This window comes from Gordonia mangrovi (assembly GCF_024734075.1).
GTDB lineage: Bacteria > Actinomycetota > Actinomycetes > Mycobacteriales > Mycobacteriaceae > Gordonia > Gordonia mangrovi.
The window spans coordinates 3,945,128-3,959,084 of sequence record NZ_CP102850.1 but is presented as its reverse complement, the minus strand read 5'-3'; the positions used below and the strand labels follow the sequence as shown (position 1 = coordinate 3,959,084).

Annotated in this window: 16 protein-coding genes; 8 read left to right on the top strand and 8 right to left on the bottom strand. The window is 67.5% G+C overall.

Annotation, left to right across the window (positions count from 1 at the left end):
- The first annotated feature begins 36 nt into the window (after nt 1-36).
- Nucleotides 37-1,641 (top strand): dolichyl-phosphate-mannose--protein mannosyltransferase, encoded by a 1,605-nt coding sequence (locus tag NWF22_RS17990; protein ID WP_160903064.1) that lies wholly within the window; start codon nt 37-39, stop codon nt 1,639-1,641.
- A gap of 55 nt (nt 1,642-1,696) precedes the next feature.
- Here NWF22_RS17990 and NWF22_RS17985 read toward each other — a convergent pair whose 3' ends face one another.
- From NWF22_RS17985 to NWF22_RS17965, 5 genes are all read right to left on the bottom strand, one after another.
- A complete protein-coding gene (locus NWF22_RS17985; RefSeq protein ID WP_160903063.1) occupies nt 1,697-2,062 on the bottom strand; it encodes a GntR family transcriptional regulator in 366 nt (121 codons plus the stop codon).
- Nucleotides 2,063-2,074: 12 nt separating this feature from the next.
- A complete protein-coding gene (locus NWF22_RS17980) occupies nt 2,075-3,301 on the bottom strand; it encodes an arginine deiminase (RefSeq protein ID WP_160903062.1) in 1,227 nt (408 codons plus the stop codon).
- A 39-nt stretch (nt 3,302-3,340) separates the two neighbouring features.
- Complete coding sequence (locus NWF22_RS17975) at nt 3,341-4,567, bottom strand: MFS transporter (protein WP_160903061.1); 1,227 nt, start codon at nt 4,565-4,567, stop codon at nt 3,341-3,343.
- Between the two features lie 101 nt (nt 4,568-4,668).
- Nucleotides 4,669-5,115, bottom strand: coding sequence for a redox-sensitive transcriptional activator SoxR (gene soxR, locus NWF22_RS17970; RefSeq protein WP_160903060.1), 447 nt, complete (start codon nt 5,113-5,115; stop codon nt 4,669-4,671).
- A 64-nt stretch (nt 5,116-5,179) separates the two neighbouring features.
- Entirely contained in the window at nt 5,180-6,037 is an 858-nt protein-coding gene (locus NWF22_RS17965; RefSeq protein ID WP_160903059.1) for a universal stress protein, read from the bottom strand.
- Nucleotides 6,038-6,261: 224 nt separating this feature from the next.
- On the opposite strand from NWF22_RS17965, the gene NWF22_RS17960 reads away from it, so the two are divergent.
- Nucleotides 6,262-6,504 (top strand): hypothetical protein, encoded by a 243-nt coding sequence (locus tag NWF22_RS17960; RefSeq protein WP_160903058.1) that lies wholly within the window; start codon nt 6,262-6,264, stop codon nt 6,502-6,504.
- Nucleotides 6,505-6,513: 9 nt separating this feature from the next.
- On the opposite strand, the gene NWF22_RS17955 is transcribed toward NWF22_RS17960, so the two are convergent.
- A complete protein-coding gene (locus NWF22_RS17955) occupies nt 6,514-6,765 on the bottom strand; it encodes a type B 50S ribosomal protein L31 (RefSeq protein WP_160903057.1) in 252 nt (83 codons plus the stop codon).
- Between the two features lie 3 nt (nt 6,766-6,768).
- Nucleotides 6,769-8,139 carry a ribosome hibernation factor-recruiting GTPase MRF gene (gene mrf / locus NWF22_RS17950; protein ID WP_258321198.1) on the bottom strand — a complete coding sequence of 457 codons (1,371 nt, stop codon included), beginning with the start codon at nt 8,137-8,139 and terminating at the stop codon, nt 6,769-6,771.
- A gap of 122 nt (nt 8,140-8,261) precedes the next feature.
- On the opposite strand from mrf, the gene rpmB reads away from it, so the two are divergent.
- From rpmB to rpsR, 4 genes are read left to right on the top strand one after another with little or no spacing between them, the layout of a single operon-like run.
- Nucleotides 8,262-8,498: a 50S ribosomal protein L28 gene (gene rpmB / locus NWF22_RS17945; protein WP_160903055.1), complete on the top strand. Its 237-nt coding sequence runs from the start codon at nt 8,262-8,264 to the stop codon at nt 8,496-8,498.
- Nucleotides 8,498-8,662, top strand: coding sequence for a 50S ribosomal protein L33 (gene rpmG, locus NWF22_RS17940; protein ID WP_160903054.1), 165 nt, complete (start codon nt 8,498-8,500; stop codon nt 8,660-8,662). The genes rpmB and rpmG overlap by 1 nt, the downstream gene beginning before the upstream one ends.
- Nucleotides 8,662-8,967 (top strand): 30S ribosomal protein S14, encoded by a 306-nt coding sequence (gene rpsN, locus NWF22_RS17935; protein WP_160903053.1) that lies wholly within the window; start codon nt 8,662-8,664, stop codon nt 8,965-8,967. The genes rpmG and rpsN overlap by 1 nt, the downstream gene beginning before the upstream one ends.
- Nucleotides 8,968-8,994: 27 nt before the next feature.
- Nucleotides 8,995-9,258, top strand: coding sequence for a 30S ribosomal protein S18 (gene rpsR, locus NWF22_RS17930; protein ID WP_160903052.1), 264 nt, complete (start codon nt 8,995-8,997; stop codon nt 9,256-9,258).
- Between the two features lie 23 nt (nt 9,259-9,281).
- On the opposite strand, the gene NWF22_RS17925 is transcribed toward rpsR, so the two are convergent.
- A complete protein-coding gene (locus NWF22_RS17925; RefSeq protein ID WP_160903051.1) occupies nt 9,282-11,090 on the bottom strand; it encodes a cation:proton antiporter in 1,809 nt (602 codons plus the stop codon).
- 188 nt (nt 11,091-11,278) lie between these two features.
- Here NWF22_RS17925 and NWF22_RS17920 point away from each other — a divergent pair, with 188 nt between their 5' ends.
- Entirely contained in the window at nt 11,279-12,292 is a 1,014-nt protein-coding gene (locus NWF22_RS17920) for an AurF N-oxygenase family protein (RefSeq protein ID WP_160903050.1), read from the top strand.
- A gap of 31 nt (nt 12,293-12,323) precedes the next feature.
- Nucleotides 12,324-13,856 (top strand): 4Fe-4S binding protein, encoded by a 1,533-nt coding sequence (locus NWF22_RS17915; RefSeq protein ID WP_160903049.1) that lies wholly within the window; start codon nt 12,324-12,326, stop codon nt 13,854-13,856.
- Nucleotides 13,857-13,957: the final 101 nt, after the last annotated feature.

Sequence of the window (13,957 nt, the reverse complement as noted above, 5' to 3'; positions counted from 1 at the left end):
ACAGTCAGCTTACGAGGGCGCACTACGATCGATCGGGTGACAGACTCCGCCGTCCTCGATCGAGACCGGCCGGCCGACGGCGACCATCCCACTCCTGTCGATCGCGGCCGCGCCGAGGACCTGGGCACCGCCCCCGGTCCGCCGCTCCCGGCCCCGGTCTTCGGGGCACCCGATCGGTGGCGGGGACTGCTCGTCGGAGTGGTGCTGGCGGCTGTGGCGGCCATCACCCGGCTCTGGGGGCTGGCCCGGCCCACCGATCAGGGCACGCCGGTGTTCGACGAGAAGCACTATGTGCCGCAGGCCTGGCAGGTGTTGACCGGCGGCAACTGGATCGAGGACAACCCCGCCTACGGCCTCGTCGTCCACCCACCGGTGGGCAAATGGCTGCTGGCGGCCGGGGAAGCGCTCTTCGGCTATGGGCCCGTCGGCTGGCGGATCGCGCCGGCGATCGCCGGCATCGCGATCGTCGTGATGGTCTACTGCGCGGTGCGCCGCATGTCGCGATCAACGCTGGTCGGTGCGATTGCCGGAGTGTTCGCGATCTGCGATGGGGTGCTGTTCGTCCAATCCCGCATGGGGATGCTCGACATCTTCCAGGCAGCGTTTGTCGTGGCCGCGTTCGCCGCCCTGATCGCCGACCGCGACCAGGTCCGCGCCCGGATGCATCGGGTCCACGTGGAAGGCCGGATCGCCGCCAGCGACTACGGCCCCCGGCTGGGTTTCCGCTGGTACCGCTTCACCGCCGGCGTCATGCTCGGCCTGGCCTGCGGCACCAAATGGTCCGGCGCCTACTTCGTGCTGTTCTTCGCGCTGCTCGCCATCGGGTTCGACGTGGCGGCGCGCAAGGCATATCACGTCCGCCGGCCGTGGCTGGGGGTGCTACGACGCGATCTGGTCCCTGCGGGCATGAGCCTCGCGGTGTTGCCGGTGATCCTGTACTTCGTCACCTTCATCCCCTGGTTCACCAGCGAGACCGCGGTGTACCGATACGAGGTGGGCAACCAGATCGGGGTCGGGGGCTCCTTCGCGTGGGTACCGGGTGCGTGGCGGTCCTTCTGGTTCTACGAATCGGGCATTCTGGAGTTCCACGCCGGGCTCACGAACTCGGCGGGGAACCACCACCCGTGGGAATCGAAGCCGTGGACGTGGCCGATGAGCCTGCGCCCGATGCTGTACGCCATCGAGAACGGTCCAGACCAGTGCGGCGCCGGAGAGTGCGTCCGCGCGCAGATGCTGATCGGTTCACCGGCGATGTGGTGGCTGGCACTACCGATGGTGCTGTGGGGGCTGTGGTCGTGGATCGTGCGCCGCGACTGGCGATATGCCGCGGTGCTCACCGGCTACCTGGCCGGCGTGCTGCCCTGGTTCGCCGATCTGGACCGCCAGATGTACTTCTTCTACGCCACGGTGATGGCGCCGTTCCTGGTGATGGGACTCGCCTTGGCCTGCGGCGACCTCCTCCGCACGGCCGGGCGGACGGCGCAGTCCCGTCCCGAACGCCGCACGCTGGCGGTGCTCCTCGTGGCCGTGTACGTCGGGCTGGTGGTGGTCAACTTCATCTGGTTGTGGCCGATTCTCACCGCGAGTCCGATCTCACCGGCACAGTGGCAGCAACAGATCTGGCTGCCCAGTTGGGGCTGAGTTGGACGGGTCGGCCGGACGGGTTGCGGCCGGGCGCGTCGATGTCGAGGGCCGGTCAGCCCTGGATGACCTGCCGCACCATGGCGACGATCATGTCGTCGTCGATGCCCAGCTGGCGCAACGCGGCCACATGATCGACGGTCGCCTGCTGGGCACGGTCGCGAGCGGTGTCGCCGCCGGCCTTGATGAACGAGCCGTGGCGGCCACGGGTCTCGATGATCCCGGCCGATTCGAGCTCGCGGTAGCTCTTGGCTACCGTATTGGGCGCCAGGTCCAGATCGGCCGCCGGCCGGCGGACCGTCGGGATGCGCTGGCCCACCAGGAGATCACCGCGACGAATGAGATCGATGATGCCGCTGCGCACCTGCTCGAACGGCGGTGGCCCGTCGGGGTCGAGAGCGAGCCGGTCGGCCAGGTCCATCGGCGGTCCTCGTCACAGCTCGTCGCGTGCCAGCGGACAGGACATACAACGCGGTCCGCCACGTCCGGAGCCCAGCTCACGGCCCTCGATCTCGAGGACTTCGATTCCCGAATCCCGCAGGCGGCGATTGGTCTCCACGTTCCGGTTGTAGGAGACCACGACCCCTGGTGCCAGCGCGAGCGTGTTGTTCCCGTCGTCCCACTGTTCGCGTTCGGCGGTGACCGGGTCGAGTCCGGTGTCGATCACCCGCAACTTCTCGATGCCCATCGCCTCGGCGGCCGCATCCACGAAGGGGCGGGGGCCGGACACGACCACCGTGTCGCCGACCGATCGGAGTGTGTATGCCGCCATGGTCTCGGCGATGTTCGGGTACATGACCACCGCATCCACGTCGACCATCGTGCAGACGGTGTCGAGGTGCATGAAAGCGCGGGCCTGTTCGATCGGGACGGCGAGCACGGTGTGCGCCAGCCCGTCGTCGAAGAGGCTGCGGGCCAGCGCCTCCGCACCGGCCGGAGTGGTTCGCTCCCCCACCCCTACCGCCACGATTCCCGGCGCGAGCAACAGCACATCGCCACCCTCGACGGGCGCCACCTGCGATTCGTAGGCCCGCCGCGCGCCGAGGAACCGCGGGTGGTGCGCGTAGATGATGTCGGTCAGCGAGGTCTCGCGTACCCGTGCGGGCAGTGCCAGGGAGGTGATGGCGAATCGCGCACCGATCCAGAACGAGCTGTCGCGGGTGAACAGCAGATTCGGCAACGGCTCGATGGCGAACTCGGGTCCGTGGTGCATCCGCCGCACCAACGACGACGACGCGGCCGCGGGGGTGACCGGCAGTTCGTCGAAGGTCATCCCGGCGGTGAGCACATGCGCGAGATCCATGGCCGGCAGGGAGCGCAGATGGGCGGCCAGATCCTCGGCGAGGTGGGTCCCCAGGCGTCGCGGGCTCACCGCCGAGCTGATGCCCTGGATGCGCGCGGCCCCGCTGTGCTCGATCGTCTCGGTCAGCAGGTCACCGAGGAGGTATACGTCGACGCCGTTGGCGCGCAGCACGTCGGCGAACGCATCGTGCTCTTCCTGAGCCCGCGCCACCCAGGGCAGGCCGTCGAAGAGCAGCTGATCGTTGTTACGCGGGGTGAGCCGAAGCAGTTCGTCGCCGGGGCGATGCAGCATCACCGCGCGCAGCCTACCGACCTCGGATCGTGATCCCAGCGGATAATTCGCAGCCGTCATGCTCATGGATCAACGGTAGTTCGTCACGCGCGATCTCACCCGACATCACGAATCAGTCGTGTCGCGGTCCGCCTCGGTCAGGTGCGGGCCGGTGCCGACCACCGCGGGAGCCGTCTCGCCGGCGAAGGACCACAACACGAACGCCACCGCCGTCACCACCCCGGTGAGCACGAACGCCGGCCCGAAGCCGGCCCGGTCGGCGACAAAGCCCACCACCACCGGTCCGCTGACCGCGCCGAGATCCGAGGACATGCCGTAAGCGGCCAGCGCCGACCCGCCCTGCTGCCGATTACCCAGCACGTCGGCCAGCGCCGCCTGGTGTGTCGGTGCGAACAGTCCGGAGCCCACGCCCGCGACGAGACAGAGCCCCAGCGCCGCCAACAGGTTCGGGGCCAGACCGAGCAGGCCGGTGGCGATCGTGGCGGTCGCGAGGCCGGGCAGCATGACCGGGCGGCGGCCGAAGGTGTCCGACAGTCGTCCGGCCACCACGATGGCGGCCACATTGCCGGCGGCGTAGATGGCGAGTGCGACACCGGCCATTGCGGGGCCCTCGTCGAGGCCTTCGGTGATGAACAGCGGCACCACCGCGACCCGAACGCCCATGGACGCCCACCCCTGGGCGAAGTTCGACGTCAGGATCGCCCGGTAGGTGCTGTTGCGCAGCGCAGTCCGCAACGCGATCACACCGGGTTGTGGAGTCGACGACGACGCAGGTCGACCACCCTGGTCGCGCAGCTGGGTGGCCACCACAGCCGCCGCGATCATCAGGGCGATCGAGTACACGACGAACGGCATGCGCAGTCCGAAACCGACCAGTGCGCTCCCGATCAGCGGACCGGTGATGTTGCCGATGAGGAATCCCGCCGAGAAATACCCCGAGACCCGTCCCCGGATCTCCCCGGGCGCCATCCGGATCAGCAGCGCCATCGCCGAGACGGTGAACATGGTGGAACCCACGCCGCCGGCCGCGCGAAACAACAGCAGTTGCCAATAGCCCTGGGCGAATGCGCATGCAAAAGTACTGCCCGCCACGATGAGCAGTCCGATGAGATAGATCCGACGCTCCCCGAACACCGTGACAAGTCGGCCGGTGGTGGGCGCGAACAGCAGGCGCATCACCGCGAATGCGGAGACGACTGCCGAGGCCGCGGTGAAGCTGACGTTGAAGCTGCGGGCGAAGGCCGGCAACGCCGGCGCGATGAGCCCGTAGCCGAGTGCGATGACGACATTGGCGGCGAGCAGAACCCAGATTCCGCGGGGGATCTGTCTCACGATGCCGGTCTGGTCGTGTCGAATGCTGCACCCATGGTGATCATGAGCCTATCGACCACGCGCCGACCGGCGGCCGCGGCACCGGCGAATCGACCCGTCGCTCAGTCGCGCATCAGGCGCCGCGGACCGGGACCGAGTTTGTTCATCTCGTCGCCAGGATTGAGCAGATGACATTCGCCCAGCGACAGACAGCCGCAACCCACGCAGGAACCGATCATGTCGCGCATGTTCTCCAGAAGCGCGATGCGATTGTTGATGTCGTCGATCCACCGCTTCGATGCGGCCTCCCACATCGACTTCGGCGGCGATTCGTGATCGCCGAGTTCGGCGAGCACATCGGCGATCACGGACAGTGGGATACCGGCGGTCTGCGAGGCGCGGATGAAGGCGACGCGGCGCAGCATCGCGCGATGATATCGGCGCTGGTTACCCGAGGTTCGGCGACTGAAGATCAGCCCCTGATCCTCGTAGAAGCGCACCGCGGACGGCGCGATGCCGGCCCGCTGCGCCAACTCGCCCACCGACAGCTCGAGCTTCTTCAGCGACACGCCACCATGGTAGGTCGCCGCCACCCCCGAGGGTTGCCGTGCTGGGGCAACCCTCGAGACCGGGTCACTCGCGAACGACCATGACCGGGCGCTCCGCCTGATGCAGGATCTTCTGGCTGGTCGATCCGAGCAGCAGCCCGGCGAACCCACCGCGGCCCCGGCTGCCGACCACGATCAACTGGGCGTCGCCGGCTGCATCGAGCACCGCCTTGGCGGGTTCCTCCGGGATCACCACCCGTTCCACGACGACGTCGGGATAGTCGGCGGCGTAGCCGGCGAGGCGTTCGGCGACGGCCTCGACCGCTTCACCCGACATGCGGGTGATCTCCGCCGGTTCGATGCCGTAGCCGTGCAGTGCGTCGACGTCGAGGGGAGTCCAGGTGTGCACGGCCACGAGCTTGGCGTTGCGCAGCGAAGCCTGCCGGAACGCCTCGGACACCGCCACATCACTGACCGGCGAATCGTCGACGCCCACCACGATGGGGCCGTCACCGCCGGGGCCGGCCACCACCACGACCCGACCGTGGAAGTGCGCGGCGACGCTGACGCTGACCGACCCCAGGAACAAGCCCTTGATGGAACCGAGTCCGCGGGTGCCGAGCACGATGGTGCCCGCATCCTGTCCGAGCTCGAGCAACACGCGCGCCGCGTCACCTTCGGCGGTGGACGTCTGCAAGGTCACGCCAGGAGCGGTCTGCTTGGCGAGTTCGGCGGCCGCATGCACCGCGTCGGTGGCGTCCTGCCTGATCGCGTCGACGACATCTTGCGGGATGATCAGGCCCGGCGCGTAGTTGCTGGTGCTGATGTCGTAGACACCGACCAGCTTCAACTCCACATCTTCGGTGGTGGCGGCCTTCGCAGCCCACCGTACTGCGGTGTCCGAGGCATCCGACCCGTCCACACCGACGAGAATCGCACTCATTTTCGGTCCTCACTCCTCACTGGTCTACGCTGGTGTCCTCATCTTCCATCCTGCCAACAAGACAGCGGATCGAAAAGGGCAAAAAGTCCCGGTCACAGTAGAATTCGTCACCGGGTACCGAGGAACCGAGGGCACGAATGACCGATCAGAATCCGGACGCAGGTGACCGGCGAGGACCGCGGCGATCACGTGACGAGTTCCGCCAGGCACTCGTACATGGTTCGGTGACAATCGGATTGGCACTTCTCGTACTCGTCGCCGCAGGGTTGACCGACGGAACTGCGCGCACGGCCTTGATCGTTACGGCACCGATTGTCGTCCTCGTGGGCGCCGTCGCCGCACTCTGGCGCACCTACCGCAATTGGCGGGCGGGGGGCCGATGGCAGGTGTGGCAAGGCGCCTCGTGGTTCCTGCTGGCGATGTTCATCTTCTTCCTCTTCGGGACCGGACCGGCACTGGTCAGCTGAGGGCGCCGATCATCGGCGCAGGCCCGGGTAGCGACGATGGAACTTCTCGACTCGTCCGGCGACGTCGCGGACACGTGCCACGCCGGTGTAGAAGGGATGGGACTCATTGGTGACATCCACGGTGATCCGCGGGTAGGTGTTGCCGTCGGTCCACTCGACGTGATCGTCGGACGTCGCGGTGGACCGGGTGAGGAATTGCGATCCCGTCGACGCATCGCGGATGACGACGGGATGGTAGTCGGGGTGGATGTCTCGTTTCATGGGTCAGGCCTCTCGCGGGTCGATGTGGTCGATGATCGTCACAGCGTCGACGACGTCGCCCACCGGCGGGTCGAGGTCGTCGCAGGGGTCGGCATGGAACCCGCCGAAGGGGTCGTCAAACGTCGCCCAGAAATCTTGTCCGGCAGCGAATTCCACTTCATTGAGGCAGGCGCTGCGAAGCGCGGCATGGATCTCGTTGACGTCGGCGCGATGAACCAGGGCCACCAGCGAGGTGTGCCGGTCGCCGTGGTCCGCATCCCAGCGCAGCGCTCCCATCGCGCGGCGTTCGAGGGAGACCGAGTTGATGTCCTCGTCGCTCATGGCGGCCAGCCACCGACCGCCGTGAGCCACCTGCAGTGCACCCCCGGCCGATTCCAGCCATAGTGCCTCGTCGGACTGCGTGGCGAGCCAGATGCGCCCGCGGGCGGTCACCACACCGTCGAGCAGTGCGTCGATGGCGTCGTGCAGACGTGCCGGATGCATCGGTCGGTCGGCGTGAAATTCCATCCAGCGCACTCCGCAGTCGGCGTCGAGTGGCGGCTCGCCACGCAGGAGCGGATCGTGTGGCGCATCCACCCGACCGCGCCGCGACGTCGGACTCACATGCGCGAGCAGCCGCGCGACGAGGAGCGGCGTCGCCGGCCGTTGTGGCAGTTCCATCATGATCGGCGCATGCGGCGCGAGTCGTTTCAGGACGGCGGTCAGACGTGCCGACTCCCACGCGTCGCGCATCGCCGGGTCGCAACCGGCCACCACCAGCGCATCGGCGAAGGCCACCTGACCGACCGCCACCTGGGCCAGGGTTCGCTCATCGTCGACGGGCCCGAACCCCGCCTCGGCAAGGGTGGTGTCGCCGGTCGCGGACTCGAGCCAATCCTGCTCGGCGACACACGCAATGGTCGCCTCGATCCGGACGTCGCGGGAGGCCGGTCCGTCGACGAAGCCAGGCATTCCCTCGACCACGACCTCCGCCACCGCCCAGGCGATGCGCTCGGGCTCGAGGATCGGGTCCAGGGTGAGCACGATCCGCCGCACCGCGCTGCGCCGATGCAGACGCCGCAACAGGGGCAGCAGATCCTCTCTCAGCGTGCAGGACACGCACCCGTGCGCGAGCTTGACGCCGACCGTCCGCTCGCGCCGACGCCCGTCGGGATCGACCCAACTCATCCGCCGCGCCACCCGGCCATCACTCACGTCGGAGAGGTCGTGATGCACCAGAACGGTCCCGGCGGCGACCCCCGGCTCATCGGCCGTGAGCGCATCGCCGACCCGGGACACCACTTCCGAATCCAGGCCGGTCACCAGGACGACCGGCGTCCGGCCGTCGCTCGTCGCTTCTGCGCCCTGCTCCTGAGCCGACCCTCTGTCGTTCACCGTCCACCACCTTGTTGACAACAATTTCCATTTACCTCGGCTCGACGGTACCGTGACAGTCGGGCTAACGCCAATCATTGTCAATAACCCATTTCTGACGACCAAACACGAGAGGAGGCACCGTGTCCCGACGGTGTCAGGTGACCGGCCGCGAACCCGGATTCGGCAAACAGGTCTCGCATTCCCACAAACGCACCTCACGTCGGTGGAACCCCAACATCCAACGGCGCCGCTACTTCGTCCCGAGCGAGGGACGTCACATCACGCTGCGCGTGAGCGCCAAGGGGATCAAGACCATCGACAAGATCGGCATCGAGTCGGCACTGGCCACGATGCGCGCACGCGGAGAGGAAGTCTGATGGCTCGCAACGAGATCCGGCCGATCATCAAGCTCCGATCGACGGCCGGTACCGGCTTCACGTACGTCACGCGCAAGAACAGACGCAACGACCCCGACCGAATGGTGCTGCGCAAATACGACCCGGTCGTCCGCAAGCATGTCGACTTCCGAGAGGATCGCTGATGGCGAAGAAATCCAAGATCATCCGCAACGAGCGACGACGCGAGACCGTGGCGCGGTATGCCGAGGTCCGCGCCGAACTCAAACGAGTCATCGCCGCGCCGACATCGTCCGATCAGGAACGCGCCGACGCCCAACGCAGGTTGCGGCAACTACCCCGCGACGCCAGCCCGACACGCCTGCGCAACCGGGACGTCGTCGACGGTCGCCCCCGTGGCTACATCGGTAAGGCCGGCCTGTCCCGCGTCCGGTTCCGCGAACTCGCTCACCGGAGCGAACTCCCGGGCATTCAGAAATCCAGTTGGTGACACGCCACCCGAGATAGAGGTGATCCCATGACCCGCAAGCCGACTCGACTTCGCCGAGAGGATTCCACGAAGCGCGCCCGCAACCTGTTGCACAGCCAGGGCGTGTACGTCGACGGGCGCAACCCGATCGACTACAAGGATGTGGCGCTACTGCGACAGTTCCTGTCCGACAAGGGACGCATCCGCAGCCGCCGGGTGACCGGTCTGTCACCTCAGGAACAACGACAGGTCGCCACCGCCATCCGCAATGCGCGGGAAATGGCTTTGCTCCCCTACGATTCCCGTCGCTGACACCAGTCCAAGACGCTCCGGGGTCACCCGTCGTCGACCCGCATGTCGAGACTGATCTCCTCGGCATCGAGTTGTGCCAGTTCGTGACTCAACAGCGACGAATGATAGCTGCCGGTGGCCCGCATCCGTAGCAGCAGGTCTCGCTGGGCGTCGATCACCGCCCGCCGGGTCTCCTCGAACGCCGCCCGGAACGCGAGATTGGTGCCGATCACGGTGTCGTCGCTGTCGGCCTGGCGTTCCATCCGCTGGATCCGCTCGCGAATCCAGGGATAGCGAGCCGCGACGTCGGAGGCCGCGAGGGTCTCCGACGCGGTTCGCGACAGGGCGGCGTGCAGTCGGGCACGCTCGGCCGCGCGGTCATCGGAGACATCGGCCAGCCGCAGCACCCGGATCAACCAGCCGAGCGTGCCTCCCTGCACGATCAGCGAGGCCGCGGCGACCACAAACGCGAGGAGCACCAGCAGTTCGCGCGACGGGGTGTCGGCCGGCAACGTCTGGGCCGCCGCGAGGGTGACGACGCCACGCATCCCGGCCCAGACGATGATGGCGCCCTCCTTCGGCCCCATGGGCGCGGCCGTGTAGTAGTCGATGTCGGCCATCCTTCGGGTGATGCGATCGCGCACCCGCTGCGCCGATTGAGGATCGGCGGCGAATGCCGCCGTCGACAACTGCTCGTCGCCGCCGTCGTTCCGGGTGGCGCGACGGAGCCGAAGCGGGCGACGTGGTCGCCCGCGGTCGGGGCCGGCTCCGGGGCGATCAGCCGCTACGGCGGCCTTGCGGGACTTCTCGACGATGGTGGCGTCCATGCCCGCCAGATACGGACGCATCGCGGTGCGCCGGCGCGCGACGCGGTCGAGCAGGAGGATCAGCGGGGTCACATACAGCGCACGCACGGCCACGGTGAGCGCCAGCGCCGACAGGCCGATCCAGACGGCCGTCACGATGCCACCGTGGTCGTCGCGGACGGCCACCAGCAGACCCCACAGTTCCAATCCCATCAGCAGGAACACCCCGCCCTCGGCGAGAAACTCCACCGTTCGCCAGTTCTGCGCATCAGAGACGCGATGGCGCGGGGACAGATACCGGACTGCGCCGGCGCCGGTGATCAACCCGGCGGTGACCGCGGCAACCAGTCCCGAGGCCCCGAGCTCCTCCGCGGGGAGATAGGCAAGATACGGCACTGTGAACGAGATGGCGGTGTTGACGGTCGCGTCACCGATGCGGCGCCGAATCCAGAGGTTGCCCCACCCGACCACCGCGCCGATGGCCACCGCGGCGACCACAGCCCAGAGAAAGCTGGCCGCCACGTGGCCGAACGAGAATCCGGCGGCGGTCGCGGCGACCGCCGCCCGCAGCAGCACCAGCGCGGTCGCGTCGTTCAGCAGGCTCTCGCCTTCCAGGATTGCGATCACCCGACCCGGGACGCCGAGCCGTTTGGCGATCGACGTCGCGACGGCGTCGGTGGGCGAGACGATCGCCCCCAGCGCGATACCCGTGGCGAGATCGACGCCGGGAAGAACCTGGTCGAAGAACAATCCCAACAGCACCGAGCTGATGACGACCAAGGCCACGGACATCGCGCCGATGGCGGTGAAATCTCGACGGAATTCCATCGTCGGCATCGACACCGCCGCCGAATAGAGCAGCGGCGGGAGGACTCCGATGAGAATCCACTCCGGATCGACCGTGACCTCCGGCACGAACGGCAGCACACCCACGACGGCGCCGACGACGACCAGCAACAACGGTGCGGCAACCCGGATACGGGGTCCGATGACATGCGCGGCGGCTATCCCGAGGACCGCGATGACGACGAACAGGATCTTCTCCATGCCGACCATCCTGTCGCACGCGTGGCGACCATTGGCGCCACGCCGTGCCATCACAAATTGTGACATTGACTGTTGACATATAGGTGGCCACCGAACTACTTTCGACATCCATCGACCATCCGTCGGCACGCCCCTCGGTCAATCGACCTGGACAGCAGGACTCTGAGCGCAGAAGGACCCGCACCATCATGACCAACGCCATCGAACGCCTCGGTGCGCCGTATGTTCCCGAGCGACCGGAAACGTCGGCCGACGACTACCCGCAGGTCCTCGACGACCTGTCGGCCGCATCCGTGCACCGCAATTTCGACCCCTACCTCGACATCGACTGGGACGACCCGAAAATGGCGATCGTGCCCGACGACGACCGGTGGATTCTGTCGCCCGAGGTCGACCCGGTCGGCCGGCACCCCTGGTATCGGCAACTCCCCCGCGACAAGCAGATCGAGATCGGCATGTGGCGGCAGGCCAACGTCGCCAAGGTCGGCCTGCAGTTCGAATCGGTGCTGATCCGCGGACTCATGCAGTACAGCTTCAAGCTGCCCAACGGCGCCAAGGAGTTCCGCTACACCACGCACGAATCCAAGGAGGAGTGCAACCACACGCTGATGTTCCAGGAGTTCGTGAACCGCTCCGGCATGGACGTCCCGGGCGCCAAGGTCGGCTACCGAGTGATCTCCCCTCTGGTGCCACTGGCATCGACGATCTTCCCGACCGTCTTCTTCTTCGGGGTACTCGGCGGCGAGGAGCCGATCGACCACATCCAGAAGGACTTCCTGCGCACGCGCGCCAATCTGCATCCGACCATGGCCGCGGTGATGCAACTGCACGTGGCCGAGGAGGCCCGCCACATCTCGTTCGCGCATCACCTGCTGCGCGAGACCGTTCCGCGCAAGGGTCGAATCCAGCGGTTCCTGCTGTCGCTGATGTTTCCGCTCACCATGCGCATCCTGTGCGGCGCCATCGTGGTACCGCCGAAATCGTTCCAGAAACGATTCGACATCCCCGACGACGTGATGCGCGACATCTTCTGGCGTTCACCGGAGTCGAAAAAGTTCCTGCGCAACGTGTTCGGTGATGTCCGGATGCTCGGTGAGCAATGCGGCCTGATGAATCCGGTCTCGCGACTGCTGTGGAAGTTGCTCGGTATCGGCGGCCGCCCGTCCCGGTTCCGCAGCGAACCCACCTACACCGCCGCCTGAGCGCATTCACCCACAGCCGTAACGGAAGCCTATGCCCCACGTCGTCACCCAGGCGTGCTGCGGAGACGCGTCGTGCGTGTACGCATGCCCGGTCAACTGTATTCACCCCACCCCCTCCGAGCCCGACTTCGGCACCTCGGAGATGCTCTACATCGACCCGTCGACCTGCGTCGACTGCGGCGCCTGCGTGAGCGCATGCCCGGTCGGCGCCATCATGCCCGGCCATCGCCTCCCCGAGGATCAGGCCCGCTTCGCCGACATCAACGCCGCCCACTTCGATCCCGCGACGTCGGGCACGGTCCGGTTCCCGGTCGACGCCGGACGCCGACTTCCGTTGGCGCCGATCGACAAGCCGCGACGACTCGCCGTCGATGAACCGTTGTCGGTGGGGATCGTGGGCTCCGGGCCGTCGGCGATGTACGCCGCCGATGAGCTGCTGCGGCATCCACAGGCCACAGTCACCATCTACGAGCGGCTGGACCGTCCGTTCGGTCTGGCCCGCTTCGGGGTCGCCCCCGACCACCTCGCCACCCGCTCGGTGATGCGGCTGTTCGACGACATCGCCCGCGAACCGCGATGCGACATCCGCCTGAACGTCACCGTGGGCGCCGACGTCTCGCTGGACGCGCTGCGACGCCGGCATCAAGCGGTCATCTGGGCGGGCGGCGCCCAAATCGACCGACGGCTCGACCTCGAGAACGCCGACGCACCAGGTGTTCTCAGCGCCACTGCACTGGTCGGCTGGTACAACGGCCACCCCGACCACGCCGACCTCGACGTGGACCTGTCGGGCCTGCGGGCAGTGGTCATCGGCAATGGCAATGTAGCGCTGGACGTAGCCAGAATCCTCACCACAGACCCCAAATCACTTGCCGACACCTCGATCTCGCGGCAAGCACTGAATGCACTCCGACGCTCCGCCATCGACGAGGTGATCGTGCTCGGACGCCGCAGCGCCGCGCACGCCGCATTCACCCTGCCCGAGTTGGTGGGCCTGGTCGACACCGGGATCAACGTGGTCGTCGACCCCGCCGACCTCGACTCGGCATCCGACCTTGTCATCGATGATGCCACCACACAAGCGAAGCTGGAACTGCTCGGCGAGGCGTCCCGACGCACCCCCGGTGACGGCCCGCGCATCCGGCTGGCCTTCCACCGTTCCCCGTCGGCGATCCGCCTCGGTCCCGACGGCCGGGTCGTCGGGCTGGTCACCGACCACACCCGAGTCGGCCCCACCGGCGCGATAGAGCCCATGGGCACCGCCGAGACGATCGACACCTCGCTGGTGCTCACATCGATCGGGTACCGCGGAGTCGCCGTCCCGGGTCTGCCCTTCGACGACGCCCGCGGCGTCATCCCGCATGATGCCGGACGCATACTCGACGACGGTGGGCTCCGACCCGGCATGTACGTGACCGGTTGGATCAAGCGCGGACCCTCGGGGTTCATCGGCACGAACAAAACCGACTCCGCCGAGACCGTCGCCTCGCTGCTGAGCGACCACGAGTCAGGGAAGCTGTCGGCCCGATCGGCGGTGTCCGGGATGCCGGGACCGCTCGACTGACCGGACGGCGTAAACCGCTGGGCTCACCAGCGCCGGCACGGATAGATTGTGCCGATGCATGACCTGCGCCGAGCCGACACGTACGACGCGAGGCCATCGGC